General features: G+C 49.4%; 18 protein-coding genes and 1 pseudogene. 18 read left to right on the top strand and 1 reads right to left on the bottom strand.

Features of this window, described 5'->3' with window-relative positions; genetic code table 11:
* Positions 1-136: 136 nt before the first annotated feature.
* The 11 genes from trpE to PLA01S_RS22605 all read left to right on the top strand — a co-directional run bounded on the left by trpE (position 137) and on the right by PLA01S_RS22605 (position 10,732).
* Complete coding sequence (gene trpE / locus PLA01S_RS22655; protein WP_127594143.1) at positions 137-1,690, top strand: anthranilate synthase component I; 1,554 nt, start codon at positions 137-139, stop codon at positions 1,688-1,690.
* Between the two features lie 19 nt (positions 1,691-1,709).
* Positions 1,710-2,750 carry an anthranilate phosphoribosyltransferase gene (gene trpD, locus PLA01S_RS22650; protein ID WP_127594142.1) on the top strand — a complete coding sequence of 347 codons (1,041 nt, stop codon included), beginning with the start codon at positions 1,710-1,712 and terminating at the stop codon, positions 2,748-2,750.
* Complete coding sequence (gene trpC, locus PLA01S_RS22645) at positions 2,740-3,549, top strand: indole-3-glycerol phosphate synthase TrpC (protein WP_127594141.1); 810 nt, start codon at positions 2,740-2,742, stop codon at positions 3,547-3,549. The genes trpD and trpC overlap by 11 nt, the downstream gene beginning before the upstream one ends.
* Before the next feature lie 12 nt (positions 3,550-3,561).
* Positions 3,562-4,236 carry a phosphoribosylanthranilate isomerase gene (locus PLA01S_RS22640; protein WP_127594140.1) on the top strand — a complete coding sequence of 225 codons (675 nt, stop codon included), beginning with the start codon at positions 3,562-3,564 and terminating at the stop codon, positions 4,234-4,236.
* Positions 4,233-5,429, top strand: a complete 1,197-nt coding sequence (gene trpB / locus PLA01S_RS22635; RefSeq protein ID WP_127594139.1) for a tryptophan synthase subunit beta — start codon at positions 4,233-4,235, stop codon at positions 5,427-5,429. The genes PLA01S_RS22640 and trpB overlap by 4 nt, the downstream gene beginning before the upstream one ends.
* Complete coding sequence (gene trpA / locus PLA01S_RS22630) at positions 5,426-6,232, top strand: tryptophan synthase subunit alpha (RefSeq protein WP_127594138.1); 807 nt, start codon at positions 5,426-5,428, stop codon at positions 6,230-6,232. The genes trpB and trpA overlap by 4 nt, the downstream gene beginning before the upstream one ends.
* A gap of 40 nt (positions 6,233-6,272) precedes the next feature.
* Positions 6,273-7,370: a histidinol-phosphate transaminase gene (hisC, locus tag PLA01S_RS22625; protein WP_127594137.1), complete on the top strand. Its 1,098-nt coding sequence runs from the start codon at positions 6,273-6,275 to the stop codon at positions 7,368-7,370.
* Between the two features lie 47 nt (positions 7,371-7,417).
* Positions 7,418-8,512, top strand: coding sequence for a prephenate dehydrogenase (locus PLA01S_RS22620; protein ID WP_127594136.1), 1,095 nt, complete (start codon positions 7,418-7,420; stop codon positions 8,510-8,512).
* A 410-nt stretch (positions 8,513-8,922) separates the two neighbouring features.
* Positions 8,923-9,516, top strand: a complete 594-nt coding sequence (locus PLA01S_RS22615; protein ID WP_015734542.1) for an RNA polymerase sigma factor — start codon at positions 8,923-8,925, stop codon at positions 9,514-9,516.
* Positions 9,513-10,115 (top strand): anti-sigma factor family protein, encoded by a 603-nt coding sequence (locus tag PLA01S_RS22610; RefSeq protein WP_127594135.1) that lies wholly within the window; start codon positions 9,513-9,515, stop codon positions 10,113-10,115. Before PLA01S_RS22615 ends, PLA01S_RS22610 begins: the two co-directional genes overlap by 4 nt.
* A gap of 29 nt (positions 10,116-10,144) precedes the next feature.
* The gene (locus tag PLA01S_RS22605; protein WP_127594134.1) at positions 10,145-10,732 is read left to right on the top strand and encodes a histidine phosphatase family protein; all 588 of its coding nucleotides are present in this window, start codon (positions 10,145-10,147) and stop codon (positions 10,730-10,732) included.
* A 69-nt stretch (positions 10,733-10,801) separates the two neighbouring features.
* Here PLA01S_RS22605 and PLA01S_RS22600 read toward each other — a convergent pair.
* Positions 10,802-11,558 (bottom strand): annotated as a pseudogene (locus tag PLA01S_RS22600) (methyltransferase domain-containing protein).
* Between the two features lie 364 nt (positions 11,559-11,922).
* Here PLA01S_RS22600 and PLA01S_RS22595 point away from each other — a divergent pair.
* The 7 genes from PLA01S_RS22595 (at position 11,923) to PLA01S_RS22565 (ending at position 16,990) form a co-directional block, all read left to right on the top strand.
* Positions 11,923-13,074: a hypothetical protein gene (locus PLA01S_RS22595; RefSeq protein ID WP_127594133.1), complete on the top strand. Its 1,152-nt coding sequence runs from the start codon at positions 11,923-11,925 to the stop codon at positions 13,072-13,074.
* Between the two features lie 109 nt (positions 13,075-13,183).
* Entirely contained in the window at positions 13,184-13,363 is a 180-nt protein-coding gene (locus PLA01S_RS22590; RefSeq protein WP_006209497.1) for an IDEAL domain-containing protein, read from the top strand.
* 104 nt (positions 13,364-13,467) lie between these two features.
* Positions 13,468-13,893: a DUF2487 family protein gene (locus tag PLA01S_RS22585; protein WP_127594132.1), complete on the top strand. Its 426-nt coding sequence runs from the start codon at positions 13,468-13,470 to the stop codon at positions 13,891-13,893.
* A 181-nt stretch (positions 13,894-14,074) separates the two neighbouring features.
* Positions 14,075-14,620, top strand: coding sequence for a Rieske (2Fe-2S) protein (locus tag PLA01S_RS22580; protein ID WP_015734548.1), 546 nt, complete (start codon positions 14,075-14,077; stop codon positions 14,618-14,620).
* A gap of 15 nt (positions 14,621-14,635) precedes the next feature.
* Complete coding sequence (gene qcrB, locus PLA01S_RS22575) at positions 14,636-15,307, top strand: menaquinol-cytochrome c reductase cytochrome b subunit (RefSeq protein WP_006209500.1); 672 nt, start codon at positions 14,636-14,638, stop codon at positions 15,305-15,307.
* A 21-nt stretch (positions 15,308-15,328) separates the two neighbouring features.
* Entirely contained in the window at positions 15,329-16,216 is an 888-nt protein-coding gene (locus tag PLA01S_RS22570; RefSeq protein ID WP_127594131.1) for a menaquinol-cytochrome c reductase cytochrome b/c subunit, read from the top strand.
* Positions 16,217-16,357: 141 nt separating this feature from the next.
* On the top strand, positions 16,358-16,990 hold the full coding sequence (locus tag PLA01S_RS22565) for a DUF1405 domain-containing protein (RefSeq protein ID WP_127594130.1): 633 nt from the start codon (positions 16,358-16,360) through the stop codon (positions 16,988-16,990).
* Positions 16,991-17,052: the final 62 nt, after the last annotated feature.

The raw sequence follows: 17,052 nt of genomic DNA, 5'->3' as shown, positions 1-17,052 counted from the left end.
ATAGCCGCTGTAGTTCGTCGTTGAATGGGTTGTAATTCCTTGACCGCGCTCTTTTTTCATAGACTTTTTCTGAACATTAACCTCTACTTCGGTAGAGGTTTTTTTGTTGTATATCATCAATTAAGGAGGGATTGACATGGCGAATCCATCAATGGAGCAAGTGGTGGCTATGGCAGGTGAATATAACCTGATTCCGGTAGCGATCAGACTGTTAGCCGACATGGAAACCCCGATTCGCATTTTTCAGCGGTATGCGGAGCGGAAACGGGCATTTTTACTTGAAAGCGTTGAGGGTGGAGTACAGTGGGCACGGTATTCGTTTATCGGAACAGACCCCTTCTTAATGATCACGGGCAAAAAAGGCAAGATCGAAATTGAAAGGAACGGAGAGCGTTCCCTTCTGGAAGGAAAACCTGTCGAGGAGTTAAAGGCGCTGCTGCGGACGTACCGCAGCCCGCAGCTGAAGGAGATGCCTCCTTTTACCGGAGGGGCTATCGGATTTTTCGGATATGACCTGCTCCAATATTATGAGAAGCTTCCGCCACATGCGATGGACGATCTCGGAATGGATGATATCCGGTTCATGTTTTGCGATCAAGTCATTGTCTTCGACCATGTGAAGCAGCAGATCATGCTGGTGGGCAACGTACACGTGAACCCGGGGGATTCGGATGAAACCATAGGGCAAAGCTATCGGGAAGTATGCCGTACCTTAGAGGCAGCCGCCGAGCAGCTGCAAGAACAGGGACCGCGGGAGAACGTGAACTCCAGAGGCATTCCGGCTGATGTTGATATGGGTGACATTAAATCCAATATGACAAAAGAGAAGTATCTTTCCAACGTGGATCAAGCGAAGGAATACATTCGCGCAGGTGACATTTTTCAGGTGGTATTGTCCCAGCGCTTTCATATTGAGACCGAAGTATCGCCGCTGCACGTCTACCGGGTGCTGAGAACGCTGAATCCTTCGCCGTATATGTATTATCTCAAAATGGACGACGACATTATCGTAGGAACCTCGCCGGAAGCTCTGGTGAAGGTAGATGGACGAAGATTGGAAACAAGACCGATTGCAGGCACCAGACCTAGAGGCCGTGACGAGGCCGAAGACCAGGCGCTGGCTGATGATCTGCTGCAGGACGAGAAGGAACGCGCCGAGCATTTGATGCTGGTGGATCTGGGCCGCAATGACCTGGGCCGTGTGTCAGAGTTCGGCACGGTGAAGTGCGACACGTTCATGGAGATTGAAAAATACTCCCACGTGATGCATATGGTATCCAGCGTTTCCGGTCAGCTGAGCAAGGATAAGGATTTCTTCGATGCTTTTCTGTCCTGCTTGCCGGCAGGAACGGTATCCGGTGCTCCGAAACTAAGAGCAATGGAGATCATTGCCGAGTTGGAGCGGGAGGCCAGAGGCGCATATGCGGGGGCCATCGGTTATCTGGGCTTTGGCGGTAACATGGATTCCTGCATTACGATCCGTACGATCATTTTTCGTCATGGCAAAGCTTATGTCCAGGCGGGGGCAGGCATCGTATGGGACTCGGTACCGGAGAAGGAATATGAAGAAACCGTCAACAAAGCCAAGGGGATGCTGAAGGCAATCCGCGTCGCGGAAGCGATGTTCCCGTCCAGCACGAATGCTAACGATTTAATTAATCAGGATTACCTGTACCAATACACACCTTAAACCGAAGGAGGAGAACGTAATGAACGTCATGGAAACGATGCAATCCAGCCTTACGAAGCTGATTCAAGGTCAAGATCTGAGCCGAGAGGAAGCGCGCGGGGTCATGCAGTCCATTATGGAAGGCCAGGCAACCCATTCTCAAATCGGGGCGCTGCTTACGGCCTTGAGAATGAAGGGGGAGACGGTCGAAGAGATCACCGGCTTTGCCGAGGCGATGCGTGGTGCGGGCGGGCGCGTCGTTACCGAGCGAAATCAGCTGCTGGATACATGCGGCACCGGAGGATCCGGGATTCATAAATTCAACATTTCTACCGTATCCGCCATTATCTCCTCCTCGGTTTCGGTCAGAGTGGCCAAACACGGCAACCGCTCAGCATCGGGACGGGCGGGCAGTGCCGATGTGCTGGAGGCACTGGGCGTCAATATTCATTTGACTGCAGAGCAAGCGACAGCCTGTCTGAACGATATCGGCATCTGTTTCCTATTTGCCCAAATCTATCATCCATCGATGAAATATGCGGCTGCTCCTCGCAAAGAGCTCGGGGTTCGAACCGTATTTAACATGCTGGGGCCTTTGACAAACCCGGCGGGGGCGGATCGGCAGATGCTCGGGATCTACGATATGAACAAAACGGAAACCATCGCGCAGGTGCTCAAAGAGCTTGGCTTGAAGCGGGCCATGGTGGTAACCAGCCATGACGGTTTGGATGAAATCAGCATCTCTGCGCCTACGCGAGTATCCGAGCTCCGCGGCGGAGAAGTCCGAACGTATGATATTCATCCGCATGATCTGGGACTGTCGGTTCATCCGATGAGCGATATTCTGGGTGGCGATGCAAAAGAGAACGCGGCCATCATCGGATCGGTGCTGCGTGGTGAGCGCAGTCCTTATCGGGATATCGTGCTTGCCAATGCCGGTGCCTGCATCTATGTGTCCGGGCTTGCAGATAGTTTGGCCGAAGGTGTGCAGCGCGCAGCGGGAGCCATCGATTCAGGGCTGGCTCAGTCCAAGCTGGAGCAGCTGATCTCAAGAACGGGGGAAATGAGTTATGTATCTTGATCGAATAGTAGAAACGAAGCGCAGAGAGGTTGCTCAGCTGCGAGATACATTCAGCATCTCGGAGGCGGAGAGGCAAATAGCGGATTTACCGCCGACTCTCGGTTTTGAGAAGGCGTTGTCCACGGGGCGTAAACGCAGCATGGGGTTAATCGCCGAGGTGAAGAAGGCTTCGCCGTCCAAAGGGTTAATTCGTCCGGACTTTGACCCGGTTATGATCGCCAAAGCTTATGAGGCAGCCGATGCTGATTGCCTATCCGTGCTGACCGACAAGGACTATTTTCAGGGTAGTGGAGAGTATTTGAAGGCGGTAAGGGCAGCCGTCAACATTCCTTTGCTGCGCAAGGATTTTATTATCGACGAGACTCAGATTTACGAAGCGCGCCTCTTAGGTGCGGACGCGGTTCTCTTGATAGCGAGCATACTGGAGCCGGGGCGGATCGCGGATTTTATAGACATCGCTGGTTCCATTGGCTTGGATTGCCTGATTGAGGTCCATGATGGGCAAGAGCTGGAATCGGTTCTTGAACTGGGAACGGCGCAGCTTATCGGGATTAACAACCGCAATCTGCGGACATTTGAAACCTCGCTGCAGACAACGGCCGATATCGCGGCACAAGTTCCGGAGGGAGTTACGTTGATCAGCGAGAGCGGAATATCAGGCCCCGCCGATATTTCCTACTTGCATTATGTTGGGGCACATGGTGTTCTGGTAGGGGAGCATTTCATGCGCCAGCAGGACGTGTTCCGCGCGGTAAACGATCTGATGGGACCCTTGCCGATCGCTGCAGACCTCGAATAAAGGGGATATTGGATGATGAGTACGGCGCTAAAAATATGTGGACTTCAAAGCGTTGAAGTGCTAAAATCTATGATAAACTTACCTGTGGATTATATCGGATTCGTATTTGCCAAGAGTCGGCGGAAGGTAACGCCGCAGCAGGCTTCGCAGCTGATGCAAGTATTGCGGGAATGGGATCATGACAGGATTCCCGCCGCTGTCGGCGTCTTGGTTAACCCTGATGTGAATGAGCTGGAAGAGCTTCTACGAGAAGCAGCGCTCGACGTCGTGCAGCTGCATGGTCAGGAATCGCCGCAATTTTGCCGGGAAGTGAAGGAGCGCTTCCCGGTTTCCGTTTTTAAGGCGGTATCGATCGAGAGTGACCGTCCGGAAGCGGAACGTCTGTCAGCACTGGATGCGTATGCGGGCGCCATCGACGGATTGCTGATCGACACGTACGATCCGGTGTATGGCGGAGGGTCTGGCAAGACATTTGCCTGGGAGCTCATTCCGCCTTACCAGAAGTGGGCGAAAAAGCAAGGGATCCCCTTGTTTGTAGCCGGCGGATTGGATTCGGATAATGTATCGCATTTAATAGGTCAATACGCTCCGTACGGCGTGGATGTATCCAGCGGCGTTGAGAGTGAACCTGGCGTGAAGGATATAAACAAAGTGATTGCATTCGTAGAAAGGGTGAAGGGGAAATGACACAACTTCCTGACCGTAATGGACGTTTCGGAGTGTTTGGTGGCCGGTTCGTACCGGAAACACTCATGAACGCTTTAATAGAGCTTGAACAAGAGTATAACCGCTTTTCGGAGGATCCTGCCTTCAAAGAGGAGATTGCTTATTTGCTTAAACAGTATTCCGGACGGGAAACGCCGTTATATTATGCCGAACGACTCAGCAAACACCTCGGCAAGGCGAAAATTTATCTGAAGCGTGAGGATTTGAACCATACAGGCGCACACAAAATCAACAACGCCATTGCTCAAGGCGTGTTAGCCAAGAGCATGGGCAAAGGCAAGGTCATTGCCGAAACGGGCGCCGGGCAGCATGGCGTTGCCACTGCAACCGTAGCCGCTCTGCTCGGTCTCGAATGCAAGGTGTTCATGGGCGAAGAGGATACCAAGCGGCAGCAGCTGAATGTATTCCGCATGAAAATGCTCGGTGCCGAAGTGATTCCGGTGACGTCGGGAAGCCGAACGCTTAAAGATGCCGGCAACGAGGCGCTTCGCTACTGGGTCAGCAACGTAGAGGATACCTTCTATGTGCTTGGCTCCGCAGTAGGTCCGCATCCGTATCCGATGATGGTGCGGAACTTTCAGCGGATCATCGGTGACGAGACCCGCAAACAGATTCTCGAGACGGAAGGAAGACTTCCAAACGTGATTCTTGCACCAATCGGGGGAGGAAGCAATGCGATCGGCATGTTCTACCCGTTCCTGGAAGATAAGGAAGTCGGTTTGATCGGTGTCGAAGCGGCCGGCAAAGGGGTAGATACCGATTTTCATGCGGCTACCATGTCCAAGGGGACCCAGGGCGTATTCCAGGGATCGATGAGTTATTTGCTTCAGGATGAGTATGGACAGGTTCAGGAGGCGCATTCCATTTCTGCCGGCCTTGATTATCCCGGCGTTGGGCCTGAACATTCCTACTTAAAAGATATTGAGCGTGTGCAGTATGTGCCTATAACCGACCAAGAGGCATTGGATGCCCTGCAGCTGCTTTGCCGCACGGAAGGCATTATACCCGCGTTGGAATCCGCGCATGCCGTAGCGCAAGCAGTAAAAATGGCGTCCGCGTGGACCGAAGACGATATCGTCGTCATTAATTTGTCCGGTCGCGGTGACAAGGACGTGGAGTCCATCATGGCTTACACGGGAGGGAAAACCGAATGAACCGAATAGACCAGACCTTTGCGTCGTTGAAACAGCAAAACAAGACGGCCCTGATTCCTTATTTGACCGTTGGGGATCCGGACGTAAAGTCGACGCTGGATATTATTGATGAGCTTGAAATTGCAGGGGCCGATATTATCGAACTCGGCGTTCCTTATTCTGACCCACTTGCCGATGGCCCGGTCATTCAGCGTGCTTCCGAGCGCGCCCTGAAGAGCAAGGTGACCATTCGCACTTGCATGGAGACCGCACGCTTGGCGAGAGAACGGGGCAGCGAGCTGCCGTTCATTCTGTTCACCTATTACAATCCGGTTCTGCAGACCGGACTGGATGTCTTCTTCGAAGAAGTGGTAAGGCATGATATCAGCGGACTGATCATTCCGGATCTGCCGGTAGAAGAATCCGAAGAGGTTAGGAAACGGGCTCATGCCGCGGACGTTCACCTAATTCCGCTGGTGGCACCTACTTCCCATGAACGGATTGCGAGCATCGCTTCGGAAGCGACCGGCTTTGTATATTGCGTATCCTCGCTTGGCGTAACAGGCGAGCGCACCGATTTTTATACGGGAGTGGAATCATTCCTTGAGACGGTGAAGCAGTACAGTAACGTGCCAATCGCGATTGGCTTTGGTATTTCGTCGGGCGAACAAGTTGCCAGATTCTCGAAAATCTGCGACGGCGTCGTTGTTGGCAGTGCTATTGTGCGTCAGATCGAATCAACCATTCCTCTGCTTGAGAAGGAAGAGACAAGACGGCAGGGACTTTTGCAAATCAGAGAGTTTGTGGCACAATTAAAAGGATAGTGTTGTGTTAAGCAGTTATGAAAGGTGAGGCGAATAACGAATGAAACCGAAAGCACAAATTGTTAATCTTCCTGTATATCAACCCGGGAAGCCAATCGAAGAAGTCAAAAAAGAATTAGGCCTGGATGTTGTCATTAAACTGGCCTCCAACGAGAATCCGTATGGCTGCTCGCCGCGCGCAACCGAAGCGATTACCGCTGAACTGGGAGCGCTCAGCCTGTATCCGGATGGTAGTGCAGCCGATTTAACGGCGGAGCTTGCTGACCAGCTTGGTATTGAACGCAATCAGATTATTTTTGGATGCGGATCCGATGAAATCATCGCTCTCATTATTCGGGCGTTCCTGGAGCCGGGAGACGAAACCATTATGGCCGATCAGACCTTCTCGGTTTATAAAACGAATGCGGATATTGAAGGTGCAACAAGCATTGAGGTACCTCTGGTTAACGGGAAGCATGATCTGCCGGGCATGGCAAAAGCCGTTACGGACCAAACCAAAATCATTTGGGTGTGCAATCCGAATAATCCGACCGGAACCATCGTTTCTGAAAGCGAGCTGATATCTTTCCTGAATGAAGTTCCTGCTCACGTGATGGTTGTTCTCGATGAAGCTTACTATGAATATGTTACGGACGCTTCGTATCCGGCCAGCATCCAATTAATGGAGCGTTATCCGAATCTGGTCATCCTGCGTACCTTCTCCAAAATATACGGCCTGGCTGCACTTCGCATCGGCTACGGCATCGGGCAACCTGAGGTTATCTCCTTAATTAACCGAGTGCGTGAGCCGTTTAATACAGGACGGCTGGCCCAAGTAGCGGCGAAGGCAGCTCTGAAAGATCAGGAGTTCGTAGCTAAATGCCGTCAATTGAATGCCGAGGGAATCACTTATGTCCAGCGGGAGTTTGATCGTCTTGGGTTATCCTATTTTCCTGCGAACGGGAACTTCATCATGGTGGATGTGAAAAAGCCGGGCACCGAAGTGTTCAAGTCCCTGCTAAGCAAAGGCATTATCGTACGTCCTGGATTTGAAGTATACCCGAACTACATTCGCGTAACCGTTGGCTCTGAAGAACAGAACAAGGCTTTCATCGGCGCATTGGAACAAGTGCTTCAAGAAGTGAATGCACGAGCCTAATCTAATGACATAACAATAATCGCAGCTTGAAACGAGTGAGAGAGAACATGACAATACAAATTTCTATATTCGGCGTCGGCTTGATCGGCGGTTCGTTAGCTTTAAACTTCAAAGGAAAACCAGGCATAACCGTTACCGGTTATGCCCACACGCAAGAATATGCCGACCAGGTTATCGCCAAGGGTGTTGTCGATAAAGTTACGCTTTCGGTAGAAGAAGCTGTCCAGGACGCGGACATCATATTTTTGTGTGTTCCGGTAGGAAGTCTGGAGATGTACATAAAACGTCTGAGTGAAATGCAGCTTAAACCCGGGTGCATTATTACGGATGTAGGCAGTACCAAAGCGAGTATTGCCGAATGCGCATCCCGGCTTGCGCTTAAGGATGCCTATTTTATCGGAGGACATCCGATGGCCGGCTCGGAAAGATCCGGTGTAGGCGCTGCTTCCACCGTATTATTCGAGAATGCATATTATGTGCTTACTCCACCGGATGAAGTCCCACAGGAGAAGCTGGACGTACTTGTAGAGCTTCTGTCGTATACGCGCGCACATATTGTCAAGGTTGATCCAAGACTGCACGATGAAATTGTTGGAGCCATCAGTCATCTGCCTCATGTGATCGCCGTGGCTTTGGTGAACCAGATCAGCTCCTACAATGACGATAACCCATTGTACCGTACGCTGGCTGCAGGAGGCTTTCGGGATATTACCCGCATCGCTTCCAGCGACCCGGTCGTTTGGCGGGACATTCTATTAAATAATCGCAATGTCATGCTGCCGCTGTTACGAGACTGGAACGAAGGCATCCAGCGTTTCATGGATATGCTGGAGTCGAAGGACGGGGCTGCTATCGAAGAGGCTTTCCGCAGAGCGGGGGAATTCCGCAGCGTGCTCCCAGAGCGACGGAAAGGGATGATTGTATCCCAATACGATCTGTATTTGGACGTGCCTGACCATCCGGGTATCATCGGCCGCATAGCGACGGACTTGGGGACGAACAGCATCAACCTCAGCAACATGCAGATTATTGAGAGTCGGGAAGATGTTCCGGGCGTGATGCGGCTTTCCTTCCGCAATGAAATCGAGCAGGAGCGGGCTAAAGAGCTATTGTTGTCGCAAGGACACTCGGTGTACCAGTAATTTTCCGGTTGTTTTTAAACAACCGGAAATAAATGCGTTTTCAGTGTTGACAAAATGAAAACGTATACATATAATAAAAGTACAGTATGGTTTCTCTCCACTCCTATCCAAAATATTGCACTGTGTGCAACCGCCTTCAATGTTGAAGGCGGATTTTTTTTGTCTTTTTTCCTATCCGTGGCAAACCTACTGCCACAAACCTGAACTTTTCTCCAATATGTGCTATAATGCTAGAGTGCTAGTGTAGAAGATTTGGGGAAATTGCCAAATACATAGAATAGTCAGACATCTTGAGGCGTAACTATATATGGTTTGACGGTACTTTTGCACAAATCCATGATCATTGCATCCGCGGAGATGTAAAGGACAGGGAAGAGGCACCGGATGGTGAAGGAGGAACGAAAAATCATATGACGGATTCCCAGCTAATCCAAGAAATTAAGCAAGGCAATACCGAACTTTATTCCGAATTAATGCGGCGTTATCAGAGAAAAATATTAGCATTTGTCTATCATATGTTAAAAAGTTCGCACATGGAGCTTATGGCTGAAGATTTATGTTCGGAAACATTTTATAAGGCGTTCCGGAGTTTGCACTCATTCCGGGAAGTGGATGCATCCTTCTCGACATGGCTCTATACCATTGCCCGCAACACGGTGCTCAGCGAACTGCGCAAGCATCGGAGCGGCACATTGCCGCTGGAGGAGAGCGGGGTCGTGCCTGTGGCTCCGCTGGAGGTTGCTCCTGAGCAGGCGATACTACGCAGTGAACGAGTACATATGGTAAGGGAAGCAATTAATAATTTACCGGAGAAACAGAGATCGGCGCTGATTCTTCGGGAGTATGATCAACTGGATTATCAGGAAATCGCAGATATTTTAGGTCAAAGCGTCAGCTCGGTTAAGTCATTGTTGTTCAGAGCTCGCGGCAGTGTCAAAATTCAGCTCGAACCCTATTTTTATGAGCCGGTTTTTGAGGATCTGAGAGGGATGAAGAATAGATGACTTGCGATGAAGCCCAAGAGCTGATGGAAACGGTCTGGGATTTGCCGGACAATGATCTGCGGCGACAACGGCTGATCGCACATGTTCAAACCTGCAGATCGTGTGCAGCGGAGTACGAAATGTGGGTGGAAAGCCAGAACATGGTTCATGTTCTGGAACATGAGATCCCCGACATGGACGCTGAACAGATCAACCGCAACGTGATGGACCGCATCTATCGCGATTTCCCATGGCTGGTGGAGGAAACGTCTAAGAGTCGGGCGGTAAGCCGAGTGTTCCGCAAGCGGCTGACATTCATGATTGCCGGTTTTTTGGCTCTATTTGTTTGCAGCTTCGTTTATTTTGCAGCGACCGGCAACCAGCCGGAGCCGGTTCCGGAAGCGGTAACGACAGGGATCATCCCTACGGGGGTGGCTGACACGGCCCAAACCCTGAACTCTCAGGACGATTACAACATTCCGAAAACGAACAGCGGCATTATTGATCCTTTTGTGGTTGATATGAATCCGACCCAGCCAGAATATTGGATGATATTATCCCTGTTGGGCATTGGATTCGCCATGTTTTTCCTGAAGAGATTAAATCGGGTCAGAAGATAAAAAAATGGTTAGGATGGAGGAGATGCGGCATGCAAATCGGCTTGGTTCGTCATGGATTAACGGATTGGAATGCGTTAGGCAAAATCCAAGGCCAAACGGACATTCCACTGAATGAGGAAGGTCGTCGTCAAGCGCGTTTGCTTGGGGATAGACTTCTGCAGGAGCCTTACCGATGGGACTTTGCGGTTAGCAGCGGACTCTCCCGGGCTGAGGAAACAGCTAAGATCATCTCGTCCATGCTGAACATTCCATTGATGCCACCGGATAACCGTTTGCGGGAGCGCAAGTACGGTCAGGTGGAAGGTTTGACAGCGAAGGAGCGTGAATCCCGGTTCGGTGCTGATTGGCACCTGCTCGATTTGGGACAGGAGACGGATCTGGAGCTCCAATCCAGAGGGCTTGTCTTTCTGGATGATATGTGGCATAAACACCCGGATGCCAATATTCTGGTTGTCAGCCACGGTGGATTTTTAGCGCAGCTATACAGGCTGGTGTGCCGCGGCGTTCTGAGCGAGCGGATCGGCAATCTGTCGCTCACGGTCCTGGAGAGAAAAGACGATGACTGGTCGCCCCTGCTGTTTAACTGTACCAAACATCTGTTGACAAAACAGTCGTAACATGGAGCTTCATGAATAGAAGTAAGAGCCTTCCCGCGGGAAGGCTCTTATTTGTTTCTAAGATGAGTTTTACGCTTCTGCTACTAAAATAAACCGATGCTGCTGCACCTCGAAGTAGCCCTTAGTCCGGATAACCTGATGAATCTGATATAAGGGTTCGACGTAGCGTTCAACCGTAAAATCAGGAATCTGCCAGGGGATGGCTTTTAAGTAATAGACCAGTGCACCGATGTCATAAAACCGCTGCGGTGAAAAGTCCTCCCGGCTGAAGGTGACGTTGAAACATGTCCTGCAGTTCTTGGACAGCGGTTTCCAGATCCCAATGAGCGAACTCTTCATTTAACGGAACGCCAAACCATTCGTTGATTCCATCACAGTCGGTTCCCCCGGCTTGCTGGGTTACGAATACGCCATGATCGTTTAGAATTCTTTGGATTTCCGCTACGGAATAGGACTCATGCTGATTGATGATCAGATCAAAAAAATGATCCTTCAAAGGCAGCGAGGCATCCTCTTCAAAATAGACGACCTTTACGCCAAGCGGCTCAAGTTTTTGCTGTGCAATCGGTACGTTTGGCTTATACCCTTCGGTTGCATAGACCGTTTTCGGCAGTGGATGGAGGGAGGATAAGAACTCTCCTCCGCCTGTCCCCATGTCCAGCATCGTTGTGGAGTCTCGCATGAACGGAATCACCATGCTGCCCAAAGACCAGGGTAGAGCATGGGACTGCATGCGTCCTGAAGCTGTAATGCGCGAAAAGTCCCATCCTGAAAAATGTTGATCCACATCTTGAATAAAGGCCATAAATTCTGCATCTTTTATCATTTCTCATAACCTCCAAGCTTTTGATAATGAAAGGTTCTTTCATTTTTTAAAAAGCTCTTAAGGGAGGCCCCCGAATTCGATTTGCACCAAGTTATATCTCATGTTCTGGAGTTCTCATAATTTTGTTCCTCCTGTAGTGGTTGAATAATTACCTTCATATAAGCGGTTTTTCATTTTATTTAAATGTAATACATCATAAGCGAATTCTCTGCAACAATCGGTAAGTATTCTATCATTAAATAAGAGAGCATAGTCATTTCTATATACAAAAAAATAAAAAAATATTTAGTTAAACCGAAGTGTATCAGGTATCAAATGTCCAAAACCTTCCCATAATGGTTGTAAAACGGCGAGGCGATGGAAGATGAATCTAGCGGATATGCTCACATATGCCGATATTGGACAGCTTAGCAATATAGCGAATCACTATGATTGTGACGCTAAGCGGAATTCAAAGCATGAACTGATCCAGAGCATCCTGTCCAAGCTCGGACGCAGAGAGTTTATCGAGGAGCAGGTCAGCAGCTTGTCACCAAGCGATTTGCGTTTTCTGAACAACCTGGCATTTGACACTCGAACAGGCTACAGTCTGGAAGAATTGACGGCCGCGATCCGTCATGCGGCGGAAATGGAGGAGAAAGATGATCAAGCTTCTTCAAATAAGAAAGCTGCCGCTGCCAAACCGGAAAGTCCGCGTGAGGCGGTCGCACGTTATCGCCGAAGCGGCTGGTTGTTTAACGGCTTTACCCATTCCACCAAGTATTTGTTTCAAGTGCCTTCGGATTTGAAGGAGCGGTTTCGTGACGTGCTGCGTGAACGGCTTCATCAAAATCTGCATAGATTGAGTGATGACCCGGAAGTGTACCGGGATGAGCAGGGACTAGCCGCAGAAGATCTCATGCTGATTCTTAAATATGTCGGCAGACATGATATCGAGTTGAATCAGGAAGGATTCATGTATAGGCGAAATCAGCAACAGCTCATGAGTACGCTGCATATTACGGAACCGCTCATTACCAAGGGAGCATGGCGGTTCGGGTATGGCCGCTCCTGCATTGAATATCCCGATCGGTTTGCGCTGCTGTACGATTATGCTTACGCTAAAAAATGGATCAGGGAAAACAATGCCCGGTTGATCCTGACCGAAAGCGGAGCTGCGCTTATGGAGGAAGGAAATCAAGTTAGCGTGATACAGATATTCCGCTTTTGGTTAAGACTTTATAAAGGCGCAATTCCCAATATCACATCTCTTGTATACTGGATCAGTCAATGCGCAAGAGATTGGGTCACCGCAGCCTCTCTTTACGAATCGCTGGGCTGGCTAATCCGTCCTTTCTATTATGACAGTCCGCAAAACATTTTGGAGCAGCGGATTATCCGCATGCTGATGCATTTGGGGATGCTCAGAATAGGAGAGAGTCAGAGTATGGGAATTTCGTACAAAATGACCGCTCTTGGCTTAAAGGCCGCGGAAGCCGGCATACATATCAGCGATTCGAACGATTTGATTCTCTAGCATGGTTGTTTGGTTACATTTGCAGCAGCCGTAAAAATTTTTGGAAGTAAAGCATTTAAAGGGAAAGAATATAAGGTATACGCAAAATTTAGTTTGGAGGTGCATCCTAATGGATAAGATGAAGGTTACTTACGAGGTTATGTTAGGTCTGGCGGCCGAAATGGTGTGGGACGAAGCATTGCGCAAGCATCGGAGTGAAGAGCTGTATAAAGAAATTGACGAAGCGCTGGCTTCCGGCGACGAAGTGGCTTTCCGAAACCTGACGGATGAACTGAGGACTTTGAATTGAAGAAATGCTTTATCGCATTTCTTCTTTTTTTTTGCTTTATCCGCTCTTCCACTCGTATAATGATAACAAAATGATGATGAGTGAGCAGAAAGGATGTACCATGCATGAAATTTAGTGAAGTAGACAAGCAGACTTGGCCGGAACTTAAACCTTTTTTTGATACCTGCCTGATTCCGTTTACCGGATTATCGGGGTTGGAAACGCCATGGGAGGCTACAGCTGCGCTTGAACGGCTGCGGGATTTTATGGATTTGGCAGAAATTCCGTTTAAGGGAAGATTGGTTACATATCCTGCTGTACAATATGGAAATACTGAAGATATAAAGCTTCTAAATGAGGTTTGTCACAATGTCAAATCCATCGGGTTTAAATTTGTTGTTATCATGACAGCGGATGTTGAGCTCTCTAAAGAGGATGTGCCTGAAAGCACGCTTGTACTGTCCCGGCGCAGGTTGGAAGGCAATGAGGGTATCCCCCTGTCAGCTATCGTTTCCGGTCAAATCAGTGAAATGTGGCAGCAGGAAAGCTGAGTTCAAATGTGACAAAAAACCAACAATTTATGAAAGGGCTATTGGAAGCGAACCCAAATTTGGGGTTCAAATTCTTGACGGTCTTGGGTGCCTAAGATATTATTAGTATGTCCTAGTAAGTCGTGTGATTTTAATCATTGATGACACTTAAGAACGGTTGACAAAGGGGGTTGAACACAGAATGAGCAGCAACCACAATGACGAGCATGAAGAATCGCACAATCCACCCCGACAGAAAGAGATGTCCCGCAGACAATTTCTTACATACACGTTGGGCGGTGCCACAGCTTATATGGCTGCTGGAGTAGTTTTGCCAATGCTTCGCTTTGCCGTTGATCCGATTCTTCAAAATAAAGAAGAAGGGTCTTTTGTAAAGGTCGCGGAAGAGAGCAAAATTACCAACGATCCACAGGAATTCCATTTCGAGCTCAAACAGCAGGACGGCTGGTACAACAGTACAGCTACTTTAACGGCGTGGATTCGTAAGAACGATCAGGGTGAAATTGTAGCGCTTTCACCGATCTGTAAACATTTGGGATGCCTTGTTGGATGGAATAACAACAAAAATTTCCCTGATGAATACCACTGCCCTTGCCACGGTGCGCGTTATACACCGGATGGGAAGAACCTGGCAGTTGCGCCGAAGCCGCTTGACCAGTACGAGACGAAAATCGAGAACGGCTGGATTTACCTCGGCGCCATCGTGCCAAATACCGTAGTTAAATAGGAGGCGTAGATTCAGATGTTGAAGAATGTCTACAACTGGATTGATGAACGTCTCGATATCACGCCGATTTGGAGAGACGTTGCAGATCACGAGGTACCGGAACACGTAAACCCGGCGCATCATTTCTCCGCGTTTGTGTACTGTTTCGGCGGCTTGACGTTTTTTATCACAGTCATCCAGATTCTGTCGGGGATGTTCCTGACGATGTATTATGTACCGGATATCATAAACGCTTACAACAGTGTTGAGTACCTGCAAACACAGGTTGCCTTCGGACAAATTGTCCGCGGCATGCATCACTGGGGCGCAAGCTTGGTAATCGTAATGATGTTCTTGCATACGATGCGCGTGTTCTTCACCGGCTCGTACAAAGCGCCGCGTGAAATGAACTGGGTTGTGGGTATGCTCATTTTCTTTGTTATGCTCGGTCTTGGTTTGACAGGTTACCTGCTGCCATGGGATAACAAAGCTTACTTCGCTACAAAAGTTACATTGGAGATTGCGAACTCCGTACCTTGGCTTGGACCTATCATTAAAGAGCTGCTGCAAGGCGGTACGATCGTAGGTGCCGAAACGTTAACGCGTTTCTTCGCTATTCACGTATTCTTCCTTCCGGCTGTCCTTCTTGCTCTATTGGTAGGACACTTTATCATGATCCGCAGACAAGGTATTTCCGGTCCACTATAAGAAGAAGGGAGGCGCATATTTATGGCACATGGTCATAAATCTGATGAGAAAGTAGTTTATGTCGGCGATTCGCGTGTGAAAAAAGGCAGCGGTTGGGTTACGCCGCCGGATTACACCGCTTATCCCGGCAAATCAGAAGCGTTCATTCCTAACTTCTTGTTGAAGGAATGGATGGTTGGTGTAGTTGTACTGGTCGGTTTTCTTGTGCTGACCATCTCGGAGCCGGCTCCGCTCGGTTATCCGGCGGATCCGGGAGCTTCTGTAATCCCGATGCCGGACTGGTATTTCCTGTTCCTGTATGAATACCTGAAGCTTCCGTACGCTTCCGGTGATTATGTAGTACTTGGTACGATTGGTGTTTCAGGCGTTGCCTTCGGCGCATTGCTCCTTGTTCCTTTCCTTGATACGGGGAAAGAGCGGCGGTTCTACAAGCGGCCTATTACTTCGGCCCTTATGATTCTGTCGTTATTTGCAGTCATCTATCTGACGAATGCAGCATGGACGCACTATGTGCATGAGCTGGAAGCTACTGGACAGAAACCGGAGCATATTCAGCGTGAAGAAGAGGCAGAAGAGAAGCATGCAGCTGGTCTACCAACGACTAGTGGCAAGCAGGCTGAAGACAGTGTTGTAGCAATCGTTGATAAGGATAATCCGGCGATGGAAACCTTTAAGACAGCTACCTGTATCTCTTGTCATGCTGCAGATTTGAAAGGGGCATCCGGACCGTCGCTTCGTGGTGTCGGGGATACCCACACGAAAGAAGAGATCGTGGCTATTATTGAAAATGGCCAAGGCGGCATGCCGGCTATGAAAGACACGGCGCTTGCGGCCGGAGTAACCGAAGAACAACTCGACCAGTTGGCTGATTGGCTCGCAAGCCAAAAGGCAGAAGCCGCTGCAGAGTAAGATGCATAGAAGAACCTGACCGCAATGTGGTCAGGTTCTTTTTAAATGTTTGTACACAGATGAAATATATGCGAGGTTTAGGTATAATCGGCATTAGTCGTAAAAATTAAGAATACAAGGAACTGGACAGGAGGACGGAGTTTGTCGATTTCGTATGTTTGGAGCCGGGAATTTCTAAGCAAGCGATCGATTCTTTGGTTGCTGCTCATTTGCAACATCCTTGGAACGATCTATGGATACATATGGTACGGGGGTCAAATGGTCGATACGGTGGATCATGGCTTATTATGGCAGGTCATATTCGTACCGGACAGCCCGACGGCCAGTTTATTCTTCAGCTTGGCGCTGCTGCTGCTGCTTTACCCGCCTCGGGGGCTTGGGGGCTCCTTGTTTCAGCAATTCATTGAGGCGCTGGCGGTCGTTACATCGGTAAAGTATGGGATATGGGCCGTGGCTATCATATTTGCCGGACAAGCCCAAGGAGATGTGCTGGCATGGCAGGATTGGATGCTCGTCGCTTCCCATACGGCGATGGCGGTGGAAGCGCTATTGTTCGTACGATTGTTTCATTATCGCTGGACAGCGCTCACCGGGGCCATTGCCTGGACACTGCTGAATGATACCGTTGATTATACGTACGGCGTATTTCCTTGGCTGCCGGGTCAGTTATATGACGACCTATCAGCGGTCGAGCTGTTCACGTATCTTTTGACTCTCTTCAGCGGTTTCGCCGGTTGGATCTTCATGAAGTATGGGAAATCCAAACCACGTTAGCTGTGTAGGCAACACGGTTCTATGAGCATCCCTTCTGCCATACATATACGGTAGGAGGGATG

This window comes from Paenibacillus lautus NBRC 15380 (assembly GCF_004000945.1).
GTDB classification, from domain to species: Bacteria; Bacillota; Bacilli; order Paenibacillales; family Paenibacillaceae; genus Paenibacillus_AQ; species Paenibacillus_AQ lautus.
Note: the sequence above shows the minus strand (reverse complement) of the source record. Positions and strands in the feature narration are given on the sequence as shown.

Excerpts from the sequence above, each read along its gene's own strand:
- trpE (WP_127594143.1), top strand. The coding sequence starts at position 137 with ATGGCGAATCCATCAATGGAGCAAGTGGTGGCTATGGCAGGTGAATAT.
- trpD (WP_127594142.1), top strand. The coding sequence starts at position 1,710 with ATGAACGTCATGGAAACGATGCAATCCAGCCTTACGAAGCTGATTCAA.
- trpC (WP_127594141.1), top strand. The coding sequence starts at position 2,740 with ATGTATCTTGATCGAATAGTAGAAACGAAGCGCAGAGAGGTTGCTCAG.
- PLA01S_RS22640 (WP_127594140.1), top strand. The coding sequence starts at position 3,562 with ATGATGAGTACGGCGCTAAAAATATGTGGACTTCAAAGCGTTGAAGTG.
- trpB (WP_127594139.1), top strand. The coding sequence starts at position 4,233 with ATGACACAACTTCCTGACCGTAATGGACGTTTCGGAGTGTTTGGTGGC.
- trpA (WP_127594138.1), top strand. The coding sequence starts at position 5,426 with ATGAACCGAATAGACCAGACCTTTGCGTCGTTGAAACAGCAAAACAAG.
- hisC (WP_127594137.1), top strand. The coding sequence starts at position 6,273 with ATGAAACCGAAAGCACAAATTGTTAATCTTCCTGTATATCAACCCGGG.
- PLA01S_RS22620 (WP_127594136.1), top strand. The coding sequence starts at position 7,418 with ATGACAATACAAATTTCTATATTCGGCGTCGGCTTGATCGGCGGTTCG.
- PLA01S_RS22615 (WP_015734542.1), top strand. The coding sequence starts at position 8,923 with ATGACGGATTCCCAGCTAATCCAAGAAATTAAGCAAGGCAATACCGAA.
- PLA01S_RS22610 (WP_127594135.1), top strand. The coding sequence starts at position 9,513 with ATGACTTGCGATGAAGCCCAAGAGCTGATGGAAACGGTCTGGGATTTG.
- PLA01S_RS22605 (WP_127594134.1), top strand. The coding sequence starts at position 10,145 with ATGCAAATCGGCTTGGTTCGTCATGGATTAACGGATTGGAATGCGTTA.
- PLA01S_RS22595 (WP_127594133.1), top strand. The coding sequence starts at position 11,923 with ATGAATCTAGCGGATATGCTCACATATGCCGATATTGGACAGCTTAGC.
- PLA01S_RS22590 (WP_006209497.1), top strand. The coding sequence starts at position 13,184 with ATGGATAAGATGAAGGTTACTTACGAGGTTATGTTAGGTCTGGCGGCC.
- PLA01S_RS22585 (WP_127594132.1), top strand. The coding sequence starts at position 13,468 with ATGAAATTTAGTGAAGTAGACAAGCAGACTTGGCCGGAACTTAAACCT.
- PLA01S_RS22580 (WP_015734548.1), top strand. The coding sequence starts at position 14,075 with ATGAGCAGCAACCACAATGACGAGCATGAAGAATCGCACAATCCACCC.
- qcrB (WP_006209500.1), top strand. The coding sequence starts at position 14,636 with ATGTTGAAGAATGTCTACAACTGGATTGATGAACGTCTCGATATCACG.
- PLA01S_RS22570 (WP_127594131.1), top strand. The coding sequence starts at position 15,329 with ATGGCACATGGTCATAAATCTGATGAGAAAGTAGTTTATGTCGGCGAT.